Source organism: Variovorax sp. VNK109 (assembly GCF_049445855.1).
Lineage (GTDB): Bacteria > Pseudomonadota > Gammaproteobacteria > Burkholderiales > Burkholderiaceae_C > JAGOCV01.
The window spans coordinates 698452-722149 of the sequence record NZ_JBMSDV010000002.1 but is presented as its reverse complement, the minus strand read 5'-3'; the positions used below and the strand labels follow the sequence as shown (position 1 = coordinate 722149).

Here is a 23698-nt window from a genome sequence, read left to right as displayed (position 1 = left end):
TTCAGGAATTACCACCATGGCTACAGCAGCGCCGCACGATCATGCTCACCACGAGCATCCGCCTCATGAAGGTCATGAAGGTCACAAACCTCCATCCTCGATGGCGCTGAAGGACCCCGTCTGCGGTATGGCGGTGACTGCCCAGTCCCAATACACTGCGCTCCACGAGGGCCACAACTACTACTTTTGCAGCGCGAAGTGCCAGGGGCGCTTTGTCGAGGCACCGCAGAACTACGCACCGGGCGCTCATGGCACGTCCGGCACTGAGCCTGAAGCAACTCAGCCCGGCACCATCTACACCTGCCCCATGCACCCAGAGGTGCAGCAGGACCATCCCGGGAACTGTCCAAAATGCGGCATGTCGCTGGAGCCCATGCTGCCCACGCTGGAGGAGGGAGAAAACGCCGAACTCGTGGATTTCCGGCATCGTTTCTGGTGGACGCTGCCACTGACCGTGGCTGTCACCATCCTGGCCATGGTGGGTCACCGGTTGCAGTGGTTCGAAATGGCCATCCAGAGCTGGATCGAACTCGTGCTGACGGTGCCCATCGTGCTCTGGGCTGGCTGGCCCTTCTTTGTGCGTGGCGCTCAATCCATCGCCAACCGTAGTCCCAACATGTGGACGCTGATCAGCCTGGGCACCGGCGCCGCCTTCGTCTACAGCGTAGTCGCCACCGTGGCGCCTGGGGTATTTCCAGCCTCGTTCCAGGCCATGGGCCGCGTGGCGGTGTACTTCGAAGCGGCAGCCGTCATCATCTCGCTCACGCTGCTCGGCCAGATGCTGGAGCTCAAAGCACGCTCGCAGACCTCGGCCGCCATCAAATCACTGTTGGGCCTGGCGCCCAAGACCGCGCGGCGCATCGATGCCAACGGCCAGGAGAGCGACGTCCCGCTGTCCCACGTCCATGTGGGTGACCTGCTGCGCGTACGCCCTGGGGAGAAAGTGCCGGTCGATGGCGTTGTGGTCGAGGGGAGCAGCGCGGTGGACGAAGCCATGCTCACTGGCGAGCCGGTGCCTATCGTCAAAGGGCCTGGAGATTCAGTCATAGGTGCCACGCTCAATACCAACGGGGCACTGGTGATCCGGTCCGAGCGGGTTGGCTCCGCCACCATGCTGGCCCAGATCGTTCAGATGGTTGCTCAAGCGCAGCGCTCTCGGGCTCCCATGCAGCGTATGGCGGACCAGGTGGCGGGGTACTTTGTGATGGCCGTGGTGGGTATCGCGCTGATCACGCTGTTTGCGTGGGGTCTGTTCGGGCCCGAGCCACGTTGGGTCTATGGTTTAGTCAATGCTGTGGCGGTGCTGATCATTGCGTGTCCCTGCGCATTGGGCCTAGCAACGCCTATGTCCATCATGGTGGCCACAGGCCGGGGGGCGACGAGTGGCGTGCTGTTTCGGGACGCTGCAGCCATCGAGAACCTGCGAAAGGTGGACACGCTGATCGTGGACAAGACCGGCACGCTCACAGAGGGCAAACCATCCTTCGAGCGTGTGGTGGCCATGCCCGGGCTGTCTGAGGACGAAGTGCTGCGCCTGGCGGCCAGTCTGGACCAGGGCAGCGAGCATCCGCTGGCCGATGCCATTGTCCAGGCGGCCCGCACGAAGGGCCTGGCTTTGGACAAGCCCGAGGACTTCGAGTCAGGGTCGGGTATTGGCGTACGCGGACGGGTCAATGGGCGCCAGCTCGCCCTGGGAAACACAGTCCTCATGGAGCAGGTGGGCGTTTCTGCGGATCCGTTGCTTGCGCAGGCAGAGGCCTTGCGCGCCACAGGCGCCAGCGTGATGTATCTGGCGGCCGATGGCCAGCTTCAAGGCCTCTTGGCGGTTTCGGACGCCATCAAGGCCAGCACGCCCGAAGCCCTGGCAACCTTGCATGCGGCGGGACTGCGCATTGTGATGGCCACGGGCGACGGTATGACTACCGCCAAGGCGGTGGGTGCAAAGCTGGGGATTGATGAGGTCCATGGCGAAGTCAAGCCTGCAGACAAGCTGGCTCTGGTGTCACGCCTGCAGGCCGAGGGCCGTGTCGTTGCCATGGCTGGGGACGGGATCAACGACGCGCCCGCCCTTGCCAAGGCGGATGTGGGAATCGCGATGGGCACGGGTACCGATGTGGCGATGAACAGTGCCCAAGTCACCTTGGTAAAGGGGGACCTGCGAGGCATCTCCATAGCCCGCGAGCTGTCTGAAGCGACGGTAGGCAACATGAAACAGAACCTGATGTTCGCCTTCCTCTACAACGCGCTAGGGATACCGATTGCCGCTGGACTGCTGTACCCATTCACCGGGTGGCTACTGTCTCCAATGATCGCAGCCCTGGCGATGAGCTTGAGTTCGGCGTCAGTGATCGCGAATGCCTTGCGGTTGCGTACCGGTCGATGAAGGAAACACCAGGCCTGCTGGGCAGCAGCGTCAATTTGCCACGTGTTTTGGAATGGCGCTGGCAGGCGCTACATAGCCGCGCAGTTCTTGATAGCGCGCTATTTGCAGTGGCGTGAGGATTGCGACCGTCCGCAGGTGGTAGTTCAGATGCGAAGCGCGAAGCGAAGCTTGAGCGAGCGCAGCGCGTTCAACTGCTTGAGTCACGCTGGCTTCGCTGGCCCCCCCTGTCTTGAAGAGGCGGTCCAGTTCCCTTTCGGTCTCAATTGCGTCCTTCCCGAGTCGTTGAGCGTCGGCCTTCATCTGCTCCGTAAGCGCCGTCGTTTCTCGCTCTTGGTCTTTCGTCAGACGCAATTTTTCGCCCAGCTCTACGACGTGCGCGGGTCCTGGGTAGCCGTTGAGTTCGGCCGCAAGGGCGAGCGACATGCCTCTTCCGGCTTGCAAGTCTTCGATCTGTTGTGCCGAAAGCGCTTTGATTTCGCGCTCTTGATATCCAGCATATTGCGAGGATCCGACGTGCGGCGCGGGCTGAGCAGGTGGGCTTGGGTCACGATGCACGTGGGACTGGGCCGCGACAACGGAGGCAGTGCCAACCAGAAGGAAATATGAGAGTAGCGTTTTCATTTGGGGTTGGAGGGAGTTGGTGCCCAAATCATCCTTCGGTTATCGCCAAGTGAATATGATTGCAGTCATATGAAAGCATCATCACGTGAAGCCACAGTAGACTTTATTGCGCCTTCGGACTGCGCGTTTGGTGTCACCCCATCACTGCGTCGTCTGGCTTCGGGGCAGATGCTTTTTCGCGAGGCCGCCGCAAGCGCGGGAGTGTTTCGCCTGCGGTCGGGCTGTGTGCGCCTGCATCGCAGCACCCTCACGGGCGGTCAGATCACGATGCACACGGTGAGGCAAGGCGAGTTCTTTGCCGAAGCGTCATTGTTCTCCGCAAAGTACCACTGCGACGCCGTAGCACTGGAGCCCTCGGAGGTGCTGGTTTTTCGCAAAGAGGCGTTGATTGCTCAGCTGCGCGAGTCGCCCGAGTTGTTGTGGACATTCACGGCCGAGTTGGCACGGCGCGTTCAAGGACTTCGGACCAAGCTGGAGATAAAGCAGACGCGTTCGGCCGAGGAGCGAATACTGCAATACATAGGACTTCACTGTGACGCGTCCGGTTTTTGGACTCAACAAGGAACGCTGAAGCATCTTTCCGAAGACATCGGCCTTACCCACGAAGCGCTTTACCGGGCACTTGCTCGCCTGCAGCGCCAGGGGGCCATCTTGCGCCTAAAAGATGGGTTGAAAATCTGCGAACCGGGTGCTCCCACCCAGCGCCGAACAGACTGCAAGCATTGATCTGGATTAACCACTCGTCGTCGATCTTCGGTACGATCACCCTATGACCTTTGTCAGAAGCACTTGTTCGCGCCAAGGACGCTGGATAGCCAGCGTTCTGATTGCGGCGTTGCTTCTGATGCAGTTCGCGTTGGCCGCCTATGCCTGTCCCAAGCTGGACTCCGCAGCCCATGCGGCATCGATGCAAAAAGCGGGCATGGCCATGGGAGATGCCGTCGGCATGCCCTCCATGTCCGATTGCCACGCGATGGCGGGCACCATGGATGAGCAGGATCCTCAGCTGTGCCGAGCCCATTGTGACGGCGACAGCTTGTCCTCCCCCTCGCTCCAAGGTCTCGATCTGCAGGCGATCGCGGCGCACGCTATCTGGGTTGCCTATGTGCTGCCTGTGATCCTGGACTCCGAGCGCCATATTGACCCTCGGGCTGTCTACGTAGAGCTGGACAGTCGAGCGGGCTCTCCCCCCATCTACTTAACCCATCAGGTCTTTCGGAATTGATCGTGCACGTCTTGCGCGCTGCCTTGCAGCGTTTGCGCAAGTCTGACTTCGTGCCCCTTCATTTCGAGGACCATCATGCCCAACATCTCCTTCGGCGCTCCCTGCGAGCGCCTGTCTGCGCACCAGCGCATTCGTCCCATCTCGCAGCGCATCCAGGTGCGCAACCTCCACCATCAGCACCTGGGCGCTCTCGGGTTCCTGCTGGCCGGCATCGGCTTGGCTGGCAACCAGGCCCACGCCCTGGGTTTTACCGAGGCCTTGGATCTGGCGGAGCAGCACAGTCCCCGCATCACGGCCCAGCGGCTGCAGATTGACGCTGCCAGCAGCACCCAGAAGGCCGCAGGAACACTCCCTGATCCAAAGCTCTCGGTCGGTATCGAGAACTTTCCCATCAGCGGCATGGACCGCTTCAGCCTCACACGCGAGTCCATGACCATGCAGCGCCTGGCGCTGATGCAGGAGGTGCCCAACCGGGCCAAGCGCGATGCCCAGATCGCCAGTGCCCAGGCCAAGGTGGAACGCGAGCGCGCCACCCTGGCGGTCCAGCGCCTGCAGATCCGCCAGGAGCTGAGCCAAGCCTGGATCATGGCCCAGGCCATTGAACAGCGCGACCAAGTGCTCGCCGATCTACTGAGTGAGAACCAGCGCCTGCAGGACAGCCTGCCTGCCCGCATCGCGGGGGGAACGGCCCAGGCGGGCGATCTTCTGATGGCCAAGCAAGAGGCGCTCGCGCTGTCGGACCGCAGGGACGACCTGCAGCGGGACCGATCCAAGGCCAGGGCGATGTTGCGGCGCTGGGTCGGTGCCCGTGCCGGCGAGGCACTGCAGGGAACTCCCGGGCCGCTGAGCCGCCCTTTGGACCAGCTGCGCTCAGAGGTACACCGCCACGCAGAACTGGCGCAGTACCCCGCCATGCAGGCGATGGCTTTGGCCGAATCGCGTGAAGCCCAGGCCGAGACCCAGGGCGACTGGTCCTGGGAAGTCGCCTATAGCCGCCGCGACCGCCGCTGGGGCGACATGGTGTCCTTCCAGGTGACCTTCGACCTTCCCTGGCAACAGGAGCGGCGCCAGGCACCCCAGATCAAGGCCAAGCAGCTGGAACTGCAGCGTCTGGAAGCCGAGCAGGACGACGTGACCCGCAGGCACCTGCAGGAGCTGGAGGACAGTGCCGCGGAGATCGTGTCACTGAACAGCCAGATCGAGCGCCTGCAGTCGGCTGGTATGGGGTTGGCACAGGGGCGCGCCGAACTCGCGCTGGCCAGCTACCAGTCTGCCAAAGGCGACTTGAGCGCCGTGCTGGCGGCAAGGGCTCAAGTGCGGGAGGCGCACTGGCGGCTCATTGATCTGCAGGCACAGCGGGACACCGTGATTGCCCGCCTGAACAGCCTGATCGCGGACTGAAGGGAGAGCCACATGACCAATACCGTTTTCAAGAAGACCGCTGTGGCCGTAGCACTGGTGGCTGCTGGCATCGCCCTTGGCTGGGGCGTCTCCCAGTGGCGCATGGCGAGCGGTCATCCGCCTGGCGCTACCCCAGCATCGACGGAAGCGGCGAAGGCCGACCGCAAAGTGCTGTACTGGTACGACCCCATGGTGCCGACGCAGAAGTTCGACAAGCCAGGCAAGTCGCCCTACATGGACATGGCCCTGGTCCCCAAGTACGCCGATGAGGACACACAACAAGGCACCGGTTTGAATGTCTCTGCCCAGGCGGTGCAAGCCCTCGGCCTGCGCACCGCCACGGTGGAGCAACGCGACATTGGGGCCGACGTGGACGTGCTGGGCACGGTCCAGCTCAATGACCGGGATGTGAGCATCGTCCAGGCGCGTTCTGCTGGATTTGTGGAGCGTGTCTATGCCCGGGCCCCGGGCGACGTAGTGGCCGCAGGCGCGCCATTGGCGGATCTGTTGCTGCCTGAGTGGGTGGCTGCGCAGCGCGAGTTTCTCGCGGTCCGGGCGCTCAAGGACGAGTCGCTGACGGCAGCAGCGCGCCAGCGGCTGTCGCTGCTGGGCATGCCTGCCTCGCTCGTGGCTCAGGTGGAGCGCACGGGCGAACCTCAGGGCCGCTACACGGTGACCTTTCCACAGGCGGGGATGGTGGCCGAATTGATGGTGCGCCAGGGCATGGCGGTCACTGCGGGGGCCAGCCTGGTGCGAGTGAACGGTCTGGCCAGCGTCTGGATCGAGGCCGCCGTTCCCGAAGCGCAAAGCGGCCCCTTGCAATTGGGGCAGGACGCCCAGGTCCGCCTGGCCGCGTTTCCGGGCGAAACCCTCAAAGCCCGTGTCGTGAGCATCCTCCCAGAGGCCAACCGGGACACCCGCACGGTGCGCGTACGCCTGGAGCTTCCCAACCCCGCTCAACGCCTGAAGGCGGGCATGTCCGGGCACATCGTTCTGGCTGGACGCACACAACCAGCGCTGCTCGTCCCCAGCGAAGCGGTAATTCGCACCGGAAAGCGGGCGCTGGTCTACGTGGTGGATGGCCCCGGGAAATACCACCCCGTTCAGGTGCAACTTGGCGCTGAAATCGATGACCGCCTCGTCGTTCAAGGCGGGCTGGCCGCAGGGCAGCAGGTGGTCGCCTCGGCACAGTTCCTGATCGACTCCGAAGCCAGCCTGCGGGGCATCATGCCCGCACAGCCTCAAGGCAGCAGCGCCCAGTCGACCAGCGAACAGGGTTCTTCGACTTCTGCTGCTCCAGCACCCAAGAGCTTTACGGTGCGAGGTGTGGTCGATGAGATCACGCCGACCGAGCTGACCCTCACCCATGAGGCCGTACCTGAACTGAAATGGCCCGGCATGACCATGCCTTTCAAGTTGGCGACACCTGAGCTGGCCAAGGCCCTGAAACCCGAGCAGCAGGTGAAGTTCACCTTCCAGCAGCAAGGCAAGGACTTCGTGATTACTGCCGTGGAAAGGATCAAGCCATGATCGCGCGCCTGATCCGCTGGTCAGTGGCAAATCGATTGCTGGTTCTGCTGGCGACCTTAATGCTGACCGCTTGGGGCGTATGGGGCGTGCGCAGCACCCCCGTGGATGCGCTACCGGACCTCTCGGATGTCCAAGTCATCATCCGCACCTCCTATCCCGGTCAGGCTCCGCAGATTGTGGAGAACCAGGTCACATACCCCTTGTCCACCACCATGCTGTCCGTCCCAGGCGCCAAGACGGTGCGAGGTTTCTCGTTCTTTGGCGACTCGTTCGTCTACATCTTGTTCGAGGATGGCACGGACCTGTACTGGGCGCGTTCGCGGGTGCTGGAGTACATGAACCAGGTGCAGGGCCGACTACCCGCTACAGCCAAGTCGTCGTTGGGCCCAGATGCCACTGGGGTCGGCTGGATCTTCCAGTACGCCCTGGTAGACCGCACGGGCAAGAACGACCTGGCCCAGCTGCGCGCCCTGCAGGACTGGTTCCTGAAGTTCGAACTCAAGAGCCTGCCCAACGTCGCGGAAGTGGCGTCGGTGGGCGGCATGGTCAAGCAGTACCAGGTTGTGCTCGATCCGATCAAGCTCGCGGCACTAGGGCTGACTCAGGGGCAAGTGCGCGAGGCCATCATGGGAGCCAACCAGGAAACGGGGGGATCGGTGCTGGAGTTGTCCGGGGCCGAGTACATGGTGCGTGCCAGCGGCTACCTCAAGACGCTGGACGACTTCCGGGCCATCCCCCTGGTGTCCCGCGCAGGGATTCCAATTCGCCTGGGCGATGTCGCGACGCTACAAATCGGGCCGGAGATGCGGCGCGGCATCGCCGAACTCGACGGCGAGGGGGAAGTGGCCGGGGGCGTGGTGGTCCTGCGCTCGGACAAAAATGCCCAGGAAACCATAAAAGCCGTCAAGGCCAAACTCAGTGAGCTGCAAAGCAGCCTGCCCAAGGGCGTGGAGATCGTCACCACCTACGACCGCAGTGCACTCATTGAGCGTGCGATCCAGAACCTCACCACCAAACTCGTAGAGGAGTTCATCGTGGTGGCCCTGGTCTGTGTTTTGTTTCTCTGGCACCTGCGCTCCGCGCTGGTCGCCATCATTTCTCTACCTCTTGGGATCATGGCGGCGTTTCTGGTGATGCGCTACCAGGGCATTAACGCCAACATCATGTCCCTGGGCGGGATTGCAATCGCCGTGGGCGCCATGGTCGATGCAGCAGTGGTGATGATCGAGAACGCCCACAAGAAACTGGAGGCCTGGCAGCACAAGCATCCCGACCGCCTGCTGGTGGGTGAAGAACGCTGGAAGGTGATCACCGAAGCCGCTGAGGAGGTAGGCCCCGCGCTGTTCTTCTCGCTGCTCATCATTACCTTGTCCTTCGTGCCCGTCTTCACGCTGGAAGCGCAGGAAGGCCGCTTGTTCGGACCGCTGGCGTTTACCAAGACCTACGCGATGGCCGCAGCTGCGGCCCTCTCGGTCACGCTGATCCCGGTCCTCATGGGCTACTGGATCCGAGGGCGTATCCCTGACGAGCAGAAAAACCCCATCACGCGTGCGCTGATTGCCGTGTACCGGCCTTTGCTGGAATGGGTTCTGCAACGCCCAAAATCCACCTTGGTCATCGCCGTACTCGCACTGACGACCACGATCTGGCCCTTGTCGCGGCTGGGGGGCGAGTTCCTGCCCAGGCTGGATGAAGGCGATCTGCTGTACATGCCTTCGGCGCTCCCGGGTTTGTCGGCACAGGGGGCCACCGAACTGCTGCAACTGAGCAACCGGATGATCAAGACCGTGCCCGAGGTCGAGCGCGTCTTCGGCAAGGCTGGCCGCGCGGAGACCGCCACCGATCCGGCACCGCTGGAAATGTTCGAGACCACGGTGAAACTCAAGCCCAGAGACCAATGGCGTCCAGGAATGACGCCCGAGGGCCTGATTGATGAGTTGGACAAGGCCGTCAAGATTCCCGGCCTGTCCAACATCTGGATACCGCCCATTCGCAACCGGATCGACATGCTCGCGACTGGCATCAAGAGTCCCATCGGGGTCAAGGTGACCGGCAACGACCTGAAGGTGATCGATGGGATCGCTGCCCAGGTCGAGCAGGTCGCCAAGGGTATTCCGGGGGTGGCCTCGTCATTGGCCGAGCGCCTGACGGGGGGGCGCTATGTCGATGTCCGTATCGACCGCTCGGCCGCAGGGCGCTACGGGCTGAACGTGTCCGATATCCAGGCTGTGGTCTCCGGGGCCATCGGTGGTGAAAACGTCTCGGAAACCGTCGAGGGCCTGGCCCGCTTCCCGATCAACCTGCGCTACCCACGTGAGTGGCGAGACTCGCCAGAACGCCTGGTGCAGTTGCCCATCGTCACCCCCATGGGGCAGCAGATCACGCTGGGTACGGTGGCCAGCATCTCCATCACCGATGGACCACTCATGCTCAAGAGCGAGAACGCCCGCCCATCGGGCTGGGTGTATGTCGATGTGCGGGGGCGCGATCTGGCGTCCGTGGCCAATGACCTGCGCGATGCGGTGGGCCGCCAGATCAAGCTGGAGCCCGGGGTCAGCATCACGTACTCAGGCCAGTTCGAGTACCTTGAGCGGGCGAACGCCCGCCTCCAGGTGGTGGTTCCAGCCACCTTGCTGATCATCTTTGTGCTGTTGTACTTAACCTTCTCGCGCATGGGTGAAGCGGGACTGATCATGGCGACGCTGCCATTCGCCTTGACCGGAGGCATCTGGTTCCTGTACCTGATGAACTACAACCTTTCTATCGCCACCGGGGTGGGCTTCATCGCCCTAGCGGGCGTCGCGGCAGAATTCGGTGTGGTCATGCTCATCTACCTCAAGCAGGCACTCGCCGAGAGGTGCCCTGATGGCAGGCAGCCCACGCTGGAAGAGCTGCTGGACGCGGTTCGGGAAGGTGCCGTGCTACGCGTGCGCCCCAAGGCCATGACCGTGGCAGTCATTCTGGCGGGCCTAGTGCCCATCGTGTGGAGCAGCGGGACAGGATCGGAGGTCATGAGCCGTATTGCGGCGCCCATGTTGGGCGGCATGGTGACGGCACCGCTGCTGTCCTTGTTCGTGATTCCTGCGGCCTATGTGTTGATGCGAAGGCCAAGAAAACGTGATCGGTCCGACACCGGGGCATCGCGAGACTGGCCTGAGGCCTCGGTGGAAATCCAGCTTGCTGACCGCGGAACTGCGCGAGAACGCTAGGTGAGGCGATTTTTATCGAACTGCTCCAGCAGCACTTGATCCATGCACGGGCGGTGACCCGCTGAAGGCCTACAGTGGGGACCGGGCATGACGAAGGCTCGGGCTGACATGGCTGCCCGAGCCCTGGAGGCCCTGCAGCAGCAGAATGTGTAGTACTTGATTGCTCGCGAGGTGGACAAGACTTCCACTTTCTTTGGGAACGGGTAGTCTTTGATCTGCGTTGGCGCCAAGCAACTGGTAGAACCATGTCTCCAAGGCCGCCAAATGAACATCGGTCATCCCCTTGACCGATACCAAGCCCCTAAGCCGCTCAGCCTACGCGGAGCAAGTGCCTGACAAACGGGGTTCCTCGGCCACAGGTACGCTAAGCGAACAATCACTAGTGAGAATGTGCATGTTCCTTACGCCGCATAGGCGGGGCCTTGGAAGCCAACTCCACCCGCGTACCGCGAAGCAGGCGCAAACCGTTGCCTACTACCAGCAAGCTGGCCCCCATGTCCGCAAAAACCGCCATCCACATGGTCGCAGTGCCCACCACCGCCATCACCAGAAACACGCTCTTGATGCCCAGCGCCAGGGTGATGTTCTGCAAAAGAACCGCATGGGTGCGCTTGGACAGGCGCACTGTCTCGGCGACGCGCTGCAGATCATCGTTCATGATGACCACGTCGGCCGCTTCCATCGCCGTGTCGGTTCCCGCGCCACCCATGGCAAAGCCGATGTCGGCCTGCGCCAGCGCTGGTGCGTCATTGATGCCATCGCCGGTCATGCCGGTGGCACCATAGCGCTTTTGCATCTCCTTGATGGCATCAAGCTTGGCTTCGGGCAGCAGATCTCCGCGGGCATCATCAATGCCGGCCTGCGCTGCGATGGCCTTTGCCGTGGCCGTGTTGTCGCCGGTCAGCATCACCGAGGTCACTCCCAGTGCTTTGAGATCAACGATGGCCTGCTTTGAGGTTTCGCGGATGGTGTCCGCTACCGCGAAGAGCGCCAGGACGCGAGATTCGTCCGCAAGGAGGGTTACCGTGCGGCCTTGCTTTTCGTGGATGGCCAGGTCCGCCTCCAGTTCCGGGCCGCACAACCCCTGCTCGTGGATCAGCCGGTGATTGCCCAGCACCAGGCGCGCACCATTGACCACGCCCTCGACACCGCGCCCGGGCAAGGCCTTGAAGTTCTCAGCCTCTGGCCCTTTCGAGTCCAGGCCCTGAACAATCGCCTTGGAAACCGGGTGGTCGGATCGGGCCGCCAGGCTGGCAGCCATTTGCTGGATTGCGGACTCATCGCCGGCACCCCACACCTGCCATTTCACCAACTTGGGTTTGCCCTCGGTGATGGTGCCGGTCTTGTCCAGCGCAACGGCTTTGAGGAGCCGGGCGTCTTCCAGGTAGGTTCCGCCCTTGATCAGGATCCCGCGGCGCGCTCCAGCGGCCAATCCGCTGACCACCGTGACGGGCGTGGAGATGACCAGAGCACATGGACAGGCGATGACCAGCAGCACCAAGGCCTTGTAGATCGCCTCCAGCCAGGTCAGGCCCATCAGGAAAGGGGTCAGGACCGCAACCGCCACGGCAATGGCGAAGACAGCAGGGGTGTAGATCGAGGCGAAGCGGTCGACGAAGCGCTGCGTCGGTGCACGAGTGCCTTGCGCCTGTTCCACGGCCTGGATGATCCTGGCCAAGGTGGTGTTGCTGGACAAGGCGGTGACCTCAAACTCCAGTTCGCCGGTCTCGTTAATGGTCCCGGCGAACACCTGGTCGCCAGGCGCCTTGTCCACGGGGATGCTCTCGCCAGTCACCGGGGCCTGGTTGATGGCCCCGTTGCCCTTGGTCACCTTGCCGTCCAGCGGCACCCGCTCGCCTGGCTTGATGCGCACGGTGGCTCCAATGGCCACCGAAGCCACTGGTGTAGCGGACCACACCCCATTTGCACCCAGAACCAAAGCCTCTTCGGGCGCCAGTGCCAGCAAGCCCTTGATGGCGTTACGGGCCCGGTCCACGGCTTTGGCCTCGATGAGTTCGGCAATCGCGTACAGGGCCATCACCATGGCGGCCTCTGGCCACTGACCGATGAGGAATGCGCCCGTGACGGCCACCGACATCAGCGCATTGATGTTGAGCTTGCCGCGCAGCAGTGCCGCAATGCCTTTTTTGTAGGTGTCGATGCCCGCCAGCCAGATGGCCACGGCGGCTATCGCCATGCCAGCCACCTTCCAGGCCATCTGGTCGGGTGCAAAGAACGACAGGACCTCAGCCCCCGTTGCGAACACCAGCGCAGCCACTAACCGGGAGATGCCGCCTGCAAAACCATGTCCTTGATCGTGGTCGTCGGCTGTTGCGCCCGCCTGTCCGCCCTCGGAGCCATCGGCGCCGACGACTGGCTGCGGATCAAAGCCCGCTTTTCGGATGGCATCGAGTGCCAACGGGTAGGTGCTTTCCTCTGCGTCGATCTTGAGCGTGCGGGCGCCCAACTGAAAACCCAGAGATCGGATTCCATCCAGAGACTCCAGCGCCCGCCGAATCTCAGCCTCCTCGGCACTGCAGTCCATGGTCGCAATGCGAAACACCCGGCCCTGGCCACCCTGGGTTTTTGCGGCGGTGGCCACCGGCTGTGGATCGAAGCCCGCCTTGCGGATGGCATCGAGCGCCAGGGGCAAGGCGCGATCCTCCGCATCGATCTTCAGTGTGCGCGCGCCGAGCTGGAAACCCAAGGACCGGATTCCCTCCAGAGGTTCCAGCGCCCGCCGGATCTCCGACTCCTCGGCGCTGCAGTCCATGGTGGCGATTCGGAACAGCGTGCCCTTGCCTGGGCTGCTTGCAGCGGCAGGAGCCGAGGCAACGGTACTGGAGCAGCCCGAGGAGCAGCAGGTGTCAACAACGTTGGAGGAAGTGCTGGTTTCTGGTTTCATGGCGTAATTGGAAACCCTGTAGTGACCTTAAAGTCAAGCCACTTCCCAGAGGTCGCCGCCTTGTCCTACAGAAACTTTAATTCGCAAAGGACGCTTCATGAAAATCGGCGAACTTGCCAAGGCCACCGGCACGCAGACCGAGACCATTCGCTACTACGAGCGCGAGAACCTGCTGCCGATCGCGATGCGCACAGAAAGCAACTACAGGGTCTACGACAGCAGCCATGTCGAGCGCCTGGCCTTCATCCGCCATTGCCGTTGCCTGGACATGACGCTCGATGAGATCCGGGTGCTGTTGCACTTCAAGGACGCTCCGGACGAAAACTGCGGCGCGGTAGACGCGCTTCTTCAAGAGCACATCGGGCACGTGGTCTCTCGCATCCGGGAACTCCAAGCGCTGGAGTCGGAATTGCGCAGCTTGCAACAACAGTGCTCACCAGGTCACCTCGCCGGCGAGTGCGGCATCTTGGGCGGATTGGCCAATGCGGCACTTCAGCATAATCACATGCCCAGCGAGGCCCACCCGCCAGGAGCCCATCGTGATATCGGCGTGGCTCCCAGGCCGCGGAACAACAAACGACGCTGATCTTCAGTGGGCGCGAATTTCTATCCCGACACTTGTCACCCCATTCTCTGACCTGGCCACCGGCTTGCCTTGGTGCATGCGGGCAATCGCGCCCACGATTGCCAGGCCCAGGCCATGGTTGCTCTGCCCATGGCTGCGAGCTGGATCCGCCCGGAAAAACCGGTCAAACAACTGGGGAAGTATTTCGGGGTCGATGGTGTTGCCGTAGTTTGTGACACTGATCAGCACGCGGTCCTCTTCAACAGTTCTCAGGTTGATCTGGACGATGGAGTCACTGCTCGCGTAGCGGGTGGCGTTTCCCAGCAAGTTGGACAAGGCCCGGCGCAACAACGGCACATCGAAGGTGCCACGTGCATCGCCAATTACTTTCGCGGTGAGACCCGCCTCGGCCAGCGCTGCCTCGTGGTAGTCCAGCACGTCGGCCGCCACCGATGCCAGGCTCGCCACGGGCGCGCGACGTGCCCCCACGCCCCGATCCGCCTGGGACAGGAATAGCATGTCGTTGACGATACCTGTCAGGCGATGCAGCTCCTCCAGATTGGACGCCAGCACCTCGCGAATATCCGCCTGCTCGGGGCGCCGCAGCGCAAGTTCATTGTTGGCAATGAGCGTGGCCAAAGGCGTGCACAACTCGTGCGCCACGTCCGCATTGAAGCCCTCCATCTGGGAGTAAGCCTTTTCGATACGAGCCAGGAGTGCATTGAACTGGTCGATCAGCGGCACGAGTTCAAGGGGCTGCTCAGCGCCATCGAGCCGCTGGTGCAGGTTGTCAGCCGACACTGCGCGCGTCTGGCTGGCCAGTCTTCGAACGGGCGCCAGGCCCAGGTTGACCAGGGAGAAGCCGCCCAGCGAAACCACGACGGCTCCACCAATGGCTGTCACCAGCAAGGTGACTGCAAGCCGGTGCAGCAACTGGTTGTCGGTCTGGATGTCCAGCGACAGCCGCACGCGCAAACTCTTTGAGGGCGTCTGGCCCGCAGACTGTGCCACTTCGAACTGCCGCTGGCGCCAGACCGTATTCGCATTCTGGTTGCGGGTATGGGCGTAGAGGACAGCCCCATCGGCCTGCGCGACTTCAAGCGAAAGATCTCCGTGCCCCACCAGAAAATCATCGAGCTTGTGAGAAAGGTCTTCCGAATCTCCATGCTCCTTGCCATCCACCAGCAAGTGTCGGATGACGTTCTCCTTTTGCGCCAGCGTTTCCTCCTGCCGATCTCGGAAGTTGAATTGGGTCACTAGGTAGACGGCCAGACAGACCAGGCCGAGCCCGGCAAAGCTCTGAAGTGCCAGCCACCATGACAACCGCTGGCGCAATGAGCGGTGTTTGACCAGGGCCTTCATCCGTTGCGCTCTTCCATGACGTACCCCATGCCGCGTACGGTGTGCAGCAGCGCGGTGTCAAAGGGCACGTCGATCTTGGTGCGCAGGCGCCGTATGGCGACCTCCACCACGTTGGTATCGCTGTCGAAGTTCATGTCCCAGACCTGCTCCGCGATCTCCGTGCGAGAAAGCACTTCTCCCTTCCTTCTCAGGAAAAGGGTCAACAGCAGGAACTCCTTGGCAGTTAACTCCAAGCGCTCGCCGCCTCGGGACGCCTTGCGCCGCACTAGGTCGACCTCCAGATCGGCCAAACGCAATTGCGTGGGCTCTGCCGCGTCCCGCGCACCTTGGGTGCGCCTGAGCAGAACCTGGATACGGGCGCTCAACTCGGAAAACGCAAAGGGCTTGACCAGATAGTCATCGGCACCTGTCTGAAGTCCGAGCACCCGATCCTCGACACTGACCCTGGCTGTGAGCATCAAGACAGGAGTCTGCCTGGTCTTTCGAAAGGCCGTGAGCAGGCTGAAGCCGTCGATCCCTGGGAGCATCGCGTCCAGCACCAGCAGATCGTGGCCGCCTTCAAGTGCCATGTGTAGGCCGTCCACCCCGTTATGGGCGACGTCCACCACATAGCCGACCGCTCCGAGGCCCTTGCGCAGGTACTCGGCCAGCTTGACCTCGTCTTCAATGAGCAAAATTTTCATGGTGCCATTCTCGAAGAATGCCGCCTATTCGTAGATTACGAATTTGTCATCTGGCTGTTGGCGCCTTGTCGCGCGCCGATTTCTACAGTACCCCTGTGTCGAAAGGCATAGCCGCGGCATGTCGCCGATGGCTCATTCGAATCAAGGGACAACACCATGACCGTTCGCAACCCTCTCACGCATACTCTGATTGCATTCGCTATCGCGGCCCCAGGCTTGGCATCTGCTTCGTCGCTATACCACGCCGCCGGCGGCGAAGTGGGCATGACCACCCATCCCGACCACATGCAGAGCTCAATGTCCCGTGGCGAAGTGCTTCAATCTGTTGAAGTCGCGCGCAAGGATGGCACGCTTGCGATCCTCTCTCGCGGAGGTGTGTTGCCCGTCAAAGCGACGGTCGCTACAAAGACGCGCGAGCAGGTTAAACAGGAATTTCTCAACTTGTCGGCAGCTGAAAAAAAAGTCCTATTGGACCTGCATGGCGGCGCTCGCTGATTGTGAGAGCCAGCGCTCTTCAGTGGTCATGTATGCCTCACGCGCGCGCTTTCAGCGCATGCTAGACTTAAACCATGCGCCGATTAATCGCCGTTTTTTTGCTTGCGTTGCTCCCGTTCCAGTTCAGCTGGTCCGCGGTGACTGCTTATTGCATGCACGAGAACTCGACCGCCCAGGCGCAGCACGTTGGGCACCACGAACACAAGCACGAAGCCAAAAGCGGGATCGGGCAAGCCGACAAGACCGGCCAAGGCGCAGACCAGTTCGATGTCGACTGCTCGGTTTGCCATGGTGCCGGCATCGGGGCCCTCAACTGGTCCTGTGCTAAACAAGGCGTCTCCCATGACAGCCTTGTGGACTCATCGTCGGGTGAGCGCTTGGCGGCTGTAACGCCCACACCTCCCGACCGCCCACAGTGGCCCGTCCTCGCCTGATCGGCGGGGGCATCTCTCCTTCTTTCAGTCAGTCGTGACCGCCCCTTGGCGGCTGCAGTTGTGCGTGTCGCGGCTGCTTCTGACTGACGAGTTGCCAGGCAGCTGCACGGTTGCCACCCCGCCGATTCCCTCGTGTTTTGAAATCACTGGAGAATCGGATGTTCAAGGGAATTTACCTTCACGGAAAGCCGCACGCATGGCGCGGCCGCACGAAATTCAGGCTCGCAGCAGGTGCCGCGGCCATATTGCTGACCTTCTCGGGCGGAGCCTCTTCGCAGGGCATGTCGCAAGGCACAGTCGTTGGATTACAGGCGCCCCGGAATGCCGCGGTGTCTCCCGCTGAGCCTCTGTCGCTGGCCAAGGCCATCGAGTTGGCCTTGGAAGGGAATCCAGAGGTGGCTGCCGCTACGCGTCAGTTGGAGTCAACACAGGGGCAGATTCTTCAAGGGCGCTCACGGCCCAATCCCGAGCTTGCCTATTCGCTGGAAGACGCAAGGTCCAAAACACGCACGCAAAGCTGGCAGCTCAACCTTCCCGTGGAATTGGGTGGAAAGCGTGCAGCGCGCACCAAGGCGGCCGAAAAGTCACGCGAGCATGCGGCGGCCCAGCTCGCTGAGTTGAAGGCCACCGTGCGGGCCAATGTGGCCGCTGCCTACTTCGATGTCCTGACAGCGCAGGAGCGATTGGCGCTTGCCAAAGACAGCGTGGCATTGGCCAAGTCGTCGACGGATACCGTGGTCAAGCGCGTAGCAGCTGGCAAGGTTTCACCTGTGGAAGAGTCCAAGGCCCGCGTTGCGCAAGCCGGCGTTCGCGTCGAGCTCGCCCAGGCAGCCAGCGAACAACGCAATGCACTGTCTCGCCTGTTTGCGCTGTTGGGACAGATCAACGCGCCGTTCACCGTCCTCGAGGGCAAAGCCGACAACCTTCCCGCGGTACCGCCCCTCGCCGATCTTCAGCCCTTGATTTCTTCTTCACCAGGCGTTGTCCTCGCTCGAATCGAGGTGGATCGGCGCCAGGCCTTGACCGAGCTGGAACAAAGCAAGCGCGTGCCCGATGTCACCGTCGGCGTCGGCATGCAGCGCAGCAACGAGACCCAACGCAACGTCCTTCTGTTTGGTGTCTCTGTGCCTCTGCCTGTGTTTGACAGCAACCAGGGCAACCTGCTGGAAGCGCTCAAGCTTGAGGATAAGGCCCGTGACGAGTTGCAAGGGGCCACAGTGCGCCTGCACAGCGAAGTGGCGCAGGCGCGCGAGCGCCTTTCCACGATCACTGCGGAGATCCAGTCGCTGCAACAGGACGTCCTGCCAGGCGCGAAGTCGGCCTATGACGCGGCCACCATTGGCTTCGATAACGGAAAGTTCAACTTCCTGGAGGTGCTCGATGCCCAGCGCACCTACTTCACCGCCAAATCCCAGTATCTCAAAGCCCTGGGCGAGGCACACCGCGCGGCGGCGGATGTCGACCGCCTGCTCGGGACCAGCACGGTTTCCGGCTTGATCGCAACGCACAACTGAGCATGACCATGAACACCAGCACATCCACCATCAGCAAAAAGCATCTCATCGCTATTGCCGTTGTCCTCGCGCTCGGGGTCGGGGCAGGAGCCTTCATCCTGCAGGGCGGCGGCAAGCCCAAAGCAGTCGCCGCCGAGGGCGATGGCCACGGCCACGGCAGCCATACCGAGGCCAAGGGGCACGGTGATGGAGAACACCACGGCAAGGGCGGTGAAAAAGGCCACGAAGACGACAAGGGCCATGCCGATAGCGAGCACCATGAAAAGAGTGAAGCCAAAGGCCCCCACGGTGGTACCGTGTTCAAGGAAGGCGACTTCAGCCTGGAAGCGTTGCTGTCCGAAGACGGCGGCGAGCCTCGGCTACGGATCTGGCTGTCCGACAAGGACAAGCCGCTCCCCCTGACCGCTGTAACGGTCACGGCAACAGTGATCCGCCCGACAGACGACAAGCAGAAGCTGACGTTTGCCGCGGAAAAAGACAGCTTGGTCAGCCGCGAGATCGTCGCCGAACCCCACGCGTTCGACATTGAGATCATTGCGCAGACGGCCACCGAACCTTTCATGTTCGTGATGAGCAAGGAAGAGGGAAAGATCGAGCTGACCGATGCCCAGATCAAGGCCGCATCCATCACGGTGGACTCTGCGTCGGCAGCCAACATCAAGACGGCGCTGCTTTTGCCCGGCGAGATCCGGCTGAACGAGGATCGCACCTCGCACGTGGTTCCCCGCCTGGCGGGAGTGGTGGAGAGTGTCAGCGCCAACCTGGGCCAGGTCGTCAAGAAGGGGCAGGTTCTTGCCGCCATCGCGAGCCCGACCGCTTCGGAGCAGCGCAGCGAGCTGCAGACCGCGCAAAAGCGCCTGGCGCTGGCCAAGACCACCCACGAGCGGGAAAAGAAGCTGTGGGAGCAGAAGGTCTCTGCCGAACAGGACTACCTGCAGGCCAAGCAGGCGTTCAGCGAAGCCGAGGTCGCTGTCGCCAACGCCAATCAGAAGCTCAGTGCGCTGGGCCTGTCCACCTCGTCCGTGTCCGGACTGAACCGTATCGAATTGCGCGCGCCCTTTGACGGCATCGTGATCGAGAAGCACCTGAGTCTTGGCGAAGCGGTGAAGGAAGATGCGGCGGTGTTCACCATCTCGGACCTTTCCACGGTGTGGGCTGAGATCAATGTTCCTGCAAAGGATCTACCGTCGGTGCGGGTGGGCGAGAAGGTGACCATCAAGGCCACCGCGTTTGACGCCTCCGCCACAGGCACTGTCGCTTTCGTGGGCGCGTTGATCGGCGAGCAGACCCGCACGGCCAAGGCCCGCGTCGTTCTTGATAACCCCAAGGGCGCCTGGCGCCCCGGCCTGTTCGTCAACGTCGAGGTGGTGTCCGAAGAGACGGAAGCGCCTGTGACCATCTCGGCCGACGCCGTCCAGAACGTCGGAGAAAAGCCCGTGGTCTTCCTCAAGGTCAACGGTGGCTTCATCGCCCAACCCGTGAAGCTGGGCCGAAGCGATGGCAAGCGCATCGAAGTCCTGTCGGGACTCAAGCCCGGAATGCCCTACGCCTCGACAGGCAGCTTCGTCGTGAAGTCCGAACTCGGCAAGGGATCTGCCGAACACACGCACTGATCCCGGAGCGCATACATGTTTGAAAAACTCATTCGATTCTCGATCGAGCAGCGATGGCTGGTGCTGCTGGCGGCCCTGGGCATGGCGGCGCTGGGCGTCTTCAGCTACCAGAAGCTGCCGATCGATGCGGTCCCCGACATTACTAACGTCCAGGTTCAGATCAACACCCAGGCCGCCGGCTACTCGCCTCTGGAGACAGAGCAGCGCGTCACGTATCCCATCGAGACGGTCATGGCCGGCCTGCCGAACCTGGAGCAGACCAGGTCGCTGTCACGGTACGGACTGTCGCAGGTGACCGTCATCTTCAAGGACGGAACCGACATCTATTTCGCGCGCCAATTGGTCAATGAGCGCATCCAGGAAGCCAGAGACCGGCTGCCCGCCGGCATCACGCCAGCCCTGGGGCCCATCTCAACCGGCTTGGGCGAGATCTATCTCTGGACGGTCGAAACCAAGGATGGGGCCAAGAAGCCCGATGGCAGCCCCTACACCCCGACCGACCTGCGCGAGATTCAGGACTGGATCATCAAGCCGCAACTGCGAAACGTTCCTGGCGTGACCGAAATCAACTCCATTGGCGGCTTTGCCAAGGAGTACCAGATCGCCCCCATCCCGGAACGACTGGCCTCGCTGGGCGTGACGCTGCAAGACGTTGTTACGGCACTGGACCGCAACAACGGCAATGTTGGCGCGGGCTATATCGAAAAGCGCGGCGAGCAGTACCTGATTCGCGCCCCTGGGCAGGTCAAGTCGCTGGAGGACATCGGCAACGTGATCCTGAGCAGTGCCAACGGTGTTCCTGTGCGCGTGCGCGACGTGGCCGACGTGGGCATTGGCCGGGAGCTGCGGACGGGTGCCGCAACGGACAACGGGCGCGAGGTGGTTCTCGGCACTGTGTTCATGCTGATCGGAGAAAACAGCCGGACCGTCTCTCAGGCAGTGGACAAGAAGATGCTGGAGGTCAACAAGAGCCTCCCAGAGGGCGTGCACGCGGTGACGGTCTATGACCGCACCGTGCTCGTCGACAAGGCCATCAATACGGTAAAGAAGAACCTGCTGGAAGGCGCGGTTCTGGTGATCGTGATCCTGTTCCTCTTTCTGGGCAATATCCGGGCCGCAGTCATCACGGCAATGGTCATCCCCTTGTCGATGCTCTTCACCTTCACCGGGATGGTCCACTACAAGGTGAGTGCCAACCTGATGAGCCTGGGGGCGCTGGACTTCGGCATCATCATTGACGGCGCTGTGGTGATCGTGGAGAACTGTGTTCGGCGGCTTGCCCATGCCCAGGCGCACCACGGCCGGCCGCTGACGCGGGCCGAGCGCTTTCATGAAGTGTTCCTGGCATCCCAGGAGTCTCGCCGCCCATTGCTGTTCGGACAGCTCATCATCATGGTGGTGTACCTGCCCATCTTCGCGCTGACGGGCGTTGAAGGGAAGATGTTTCACCCTATGGCCTTCACGGTGGTTGCCGCTTTGGTGGGCGCGATGATCCTGTCGGTAACCTTCATCCCGGCAGCGGTGGCCCTCTTCATCGGCAATCGGGTCAGCGAGAAGGAGAACTTTCTGCTGGGCCACGCCAAACGCCTGTACGGCCCAATGCTTGATCGCGTGATGGGCGCCAAAACGCTGGTTCTCACCATTGCCGCGGTTGTCGTGGTCCTGTGCGGATTGATTGCGACCCGCATGGGCAGCGAGTTTGTACCCAACCTCAATGAAGGCGATTTCGCGATCCAGGCACTGCGCATTCCGGGCACCAGCCTTTCCCAGTCGGTGGCGATGCAGCAGCAGATCGAAAAGACGCTGAAAGCAAAGTTCCCCGAGATCGAGCGCATCTTCGCCAGAACAGGTACTGCGGAGATTGCTTCGGACCCCATGCCGCCGAACATTTCTGACGGCTACATCATGCTCAAACCGGTGGATGAATGGCCAGAGCCTCGAAAGACCCGTGATGAGCTGCTCGCGGCGATCCAGGAAGTCATTGGCAAGATCCCCGGCAACAACTACGAGTTCTCTCAGCCCATTCAGCTGCGCTTCAACGAGCTTATCTCGGGGGTGCGCAGTGACGTAGCCGTGAAGATTTTCGGTGACGACATGGATGTGTTGAACAAGTCCGCGGAAGAAGTTTCCGCCATGCTGCAAAAGATCCAGGGCTCCTCTGAGGTGAAGGTCGAGCAGACGACAGGCCTTCCGATGCTCACGGTGAACATCGACCGCCAGAAGGCAGCGCGCTACGGCTTGAACGTCGCCGACATCCAGGACACCGTGGCCACGGCCATTGGTGGTCGTGAGGCCGGCACTATGTTCGAGGGAGACCGCCGGTTCGACATCCTGGTTCGCCTCCCAGAGGCCCTTCGTAACGACCTGGAAGGCATGAAGCGGCTGCCGATACCGTTGCCACGCTCTGCCGGTGGGACGGAAGCCAAGACGAACTTCATCCCATTGGGTGAGGTCGCAACATTCGAGCTTGCTCCGGGCCCCAACCAGGTGAGCCGAGAAAACGGCAAGCGGCGCATCGTCGTGAGCACGAACGTGCGCGGACGTGATGTGGGCTCCTTCGTTGCAGAGGCGGAGCAAGGCCTGGCCCAGATCAAGATCCCGACCGGCTACTGGACGAGCTGGGGTGGAACCTTCGAGAACCTGCAGTCGGCCACCAAGCGCCTGCAGATCGTTGTGCCGGTCTCCCTGCTGCTGGTCTTCGTGCTGCTGTTCGCGATGTTTGGAAATGCCAAGGACGGTTTGCTGGTCTTCACCGGCATCCCGTTCGCGTTGACGGGGGGCATTCTGGCGCTTTGGCTTCGGGATATTCCGATGTCCATCTCCGCGGCCGTTGGTTTCATCGCGCTGTCCGGGGTGGCGGTACTCAACGGCCTGGTGATGATTTCCTACATCCGCAGCCTGAGGGAAGGCGGTGTCGGCCTGGACGAAGCGATCCGGGATGGCGCCCTGACCCGGCTGCGCCCGGTGCTGATGACCGCCCTGGTGGCCTCGCTGGGATTCATTCCCATGGCCATCGCCACAGGCACCGGCGCGGAAGTCCAGCGTCCTCTGGCTACCGTGGTGATCGGTGGAATTCTTTCATCTACGCTTCTCACGCTGCTCGTGCTGCCGATTCTCTACCGGCTGGCCCACAGGCCCGATGAAGAAGCCGAGGACGTGTCTGCCGAGCCCTCCCACCCGAACGCACCGAAGCCTGTGTAGTCGAAGGCGGTCCCGCTGATCGCGGGACCTCCCCATTTCTCCAACCCCAAAGGAACTGCCATGAAACTCTCCCACCTCATTCTCGCGCTCACGGTATCGATCTCTGGCGCAGCCATCGCAGCCGACAACCACGGTCACGACGTCAAGCCGATGCATGGTGGTGCTGTGGCGGAAGCCAAGGACGTCGAGTACGAATTCGTCGCCAGTACCGACAAACTGCAGCTCTACATGCGCGACCACGGCAAACCCGTTGCCGTGGCGGGGATGACCGCCAAGGTCACCCTGCTGGCTGGCATTGAGAAGCAGGAGGTGCAACTCCAAGCCGGTGACGGCAAGCTGGAAGCCACGGGTAGCTTTAAGGTCCCCGCCGGTGCCAAAGCCGTGGTCGCCGTCTCGAAGGCCGGCAAGTTGGTCGCCTCGGTCCGCTTCACGCTGAAGTAACGCCAACGCCGCCCGAGCATCGCTCCAGTCCATGCGAACGACCCCGCATTGGCGGGCCCGGACCGCCACTCGGCGCTGTGCATGTTCTTGTCCTTAGGGGCAAAAAAGGAGCGATC

General features: G+C 62.2%; 17 protein-coding genes. 13 read left to right on the top strand and 4 right to left on the bottom strand.

The genetic code is table 11. The features are described 5' to 3' along the window. Positions 1-16 precede the first annotated feature (16 nt). A complete protein-coding gene (locus tag ACO2Q9_RS10985; RefSeq protein WP_423311166.1) occupies positions 17-2383 on the top strand; it encodes a heavy metal translocating P-type ATPase in 2367 nt (788 codons plus the stop codon). 30 nt (positions 2384-2413) lie between these two features. Here the strand turns inward: ACO2Q9_RS10985 and ACO2Q9_RS10980 are convergent, their stop codons facing one another. Continuing rightward, the gene (locus tag ACO2Q9_RS10980) at positions 2414-3004 is read right to left on the bottom strand and encodes a Spy/CpxP family protein refolding chaperone (RefSeq protein ID WP_423311164.1); all 591 of its coding nucleotides are present in this window, start codon (positions 3002-3004) and stop codon (positions 2414-2416) included. Between the two features lie 69 nt (positions 3005-3073). Between ACO2Q9_RS10980 and ACO2Q9_RS10975 the strand changes: the two genes are divergently transcribed. From ACO2Q9_RS10975 to ACO2Q9_RS10955, 5 genes are all read left to right on the top strand, one after another. Then, positions 3074-3730 carry a Crp/Fnr family transcriptional regulator gene (locus ACO2Q9_RS10975; protein ID WP_423311162.1) on the top strand — a complete coding sequence of 219 codons (657 nt, stop codon included), beginning with the start codon at positions 3074-3076 and terminating at the stop codon, positions 3728-3730. Between the two features lie 43 nt (positions 3731-3773). Then, on the top strand, positions 3774-4229 hold the full coding sequence (locus tag ACO2Q9_RS10970) for a hypothetical protein (protein WP_423311160.1): 456 nt from the start codon (positions 3774-3776) through the stop codon (positions 4227-4229). Between the two features lie 75 nt (positions 4230-4304). Beyond that, positions 4305-5630 carry a TolC family protein gene (locus ACO2Q9_RS10965; RefSeq protein WP_423311158.1) on the top strand — a complete coding sequence of 442 codons (1326 nt, stop codon included), beginning with the start codon at positions 4305-4307 and terminating at the stop codon, positions 5628-5630. Between the two features lie 12 nt (positions 5631-5642). Continuing rightward, positions 5643-7160, top strand: a complete 1518-nt coding sequence (locus ACO2Q9_RS10960) for an efflux RND transporter periplasmic adaptor subunit (RefSeq protein WP_423311156.1) — start codon at positions 5643-5645, stop codon at positions 7158-7160. After that, positions 7157-10369: an efflux RND transporter permease subunit gene (locus ACO2Q9_RS10955; protein WP_423311154.1), complete on the top strand. Its 3213-nt coding sequence runs from the start codon at positions 7157-7159 to the stop codon at positions 10367-10369. Before ACO2Q9_RS10960 ends, ACO2Q9_RS10955 begins: the two co-directional genes overlap by 4 nt. 379 nt (positions 10370-10748) lie before the next feature. Here ACO2Q9_RS10955 and ACO2Q9_RS10950 read toward each other — a convergent pair whose 3' ends face one another. Then, positions 10749-13274 (bottom strand): heavy metal translocating P-type ATPase, encoded by a 2526-nt coding sequence (locus ACO2Q9_RS10950; protein ID WP_423311152.1) that lies wholly within the window; start codon positions 13272-13274, stop codon positions 10749-10751. Positions 13275-13371: 97 nt separating this feature from the next. Here ACO2Q9_RS10950 and cadR point away from each other — a divergent pair, with 97 nt between their 5' ends. Next, entirely contained in the window at positions 13372-13860 is a 489-nt protein-coding gene (gene cadR, locus ACO2Q9_RS10945; RefSeq protein ID WP_423311150.1) for a Cd(II)/Pb(II)-responsive transcriptional regulator, read from the top strand. 3 nt (positions 13861-13863) lie between these two features. Here cadR and ACO2Q9_RS10940 read toward each other — a convergent pair whose 3' ends face one another. Together ACO2Q9_RS10940 and ACO2Q9_RS10935 are read right to left on the bottom strand one after the other, a co-directional pair. Next, on the bottom strand, positions 13864-15201 hold the full coding sequence (locus ACO2Q9_RS10940) for a heavy metal sensor histidine kinase (protein ID WP_423311148.1): 1338 nt from the start codon (positions 15199-15201) through the stop codon (positions 13864-13866). Next, positions 15198-15884: a heavy metal response regulator transcription factor gene (locus ACO2Q9_RS10935; protein WP_423311146.1), complete on the bottom strand. Its 687-nt coding sequence runs from the start codon at positions 15882-15884 to the stop codon at positions 15198-15200. Before ACO2Q9_RS10935 ends, ACO2Q9_RS10940 begins: the two co-directional genes overlap by 4 nt. Before the next feature lie 156 nt (positions 15885-16040). Here ACO2Q9_RS10935 and ACO2Q9_RS10930 point away from each other — a divergent pair, with 156 nt between their 5' ends. From ACO2Q9_RS10930 to ACO2Q9_RS10905, 6 genes are all read left to right on the top strand, one after another. Further along, a complete protein-coding gene (locus ACO2Q9_RS10930; RefSeq protein WP_423311144.1) occupies positions 16041-16379 on the top strand; it encodes a DUF4148 domain-containing protein in 339 nt (112 codons plus the stop codon). 74 nt (positions 16380-16453) lie between these two features. Continuing rightward, a complete protein-coding gene (czcI, locus tag ACO2Q9_RS10925; protein WP_423311142.1) occupies positions 16454-16813 on the top strand; it encodes a cation efflux protein, CzcI family in 360 nt (119 codons plus the stop codon). Between the two features lie 158 nt (positions 16814-16971). Then, on the top strand, positions 16972-18327 hold the full coding sequence (locus tag ACO2Q9_RS10920; RefSeq protein ID WP_423311140.1) for a TolC family protein: 1356 nt from the start codon (positions 16972-16974) through the stop codon (positions 18325-18327). A 2-nt stretch (positions 18328-18329) separates the two neighbouring features. Continuing rightward, positions 18330-19940, top strand: a complete 1611-nt coding sequence (locus ACO2Q9_RS10915; RefSeq protein ID WP_423311138.1) for an efflux RND transporter periplasmic adaptor subunit — start codon at positions 18330-18332, stop codon at positions 19938-19940. Positions 19941-19955: 15 nt separating this feature from the next. Further along, positions 19956-23141 carry a CusA/CzcA family heavy metal efflux RND transporter gene (locus tag ACO2Q9_RS10910; RefSeq protein ID WP_423311136.1) on the top strand — a complete coding sequence of 1062 codons (3186 nt, stop codon included), beginning with the start codon at positions 19956-19958 and terminating at the stop codon, positions 23139-23141. A gap of 60 nt (positions 23142-23201) precedes the next feature. Continuing rightward, on the top strand, positions 23202-23582 hold the full coding sequence (locus ACO2Q9_RS10905) for a hypothetical protein (RefSeq protein ID WP_423311134.1): 381 nt from the start codon (positions 23202-23204) through the stop codon (positions 23580-23582). Positions 23583-23698 lie beyond the last annotated feature (116 nt).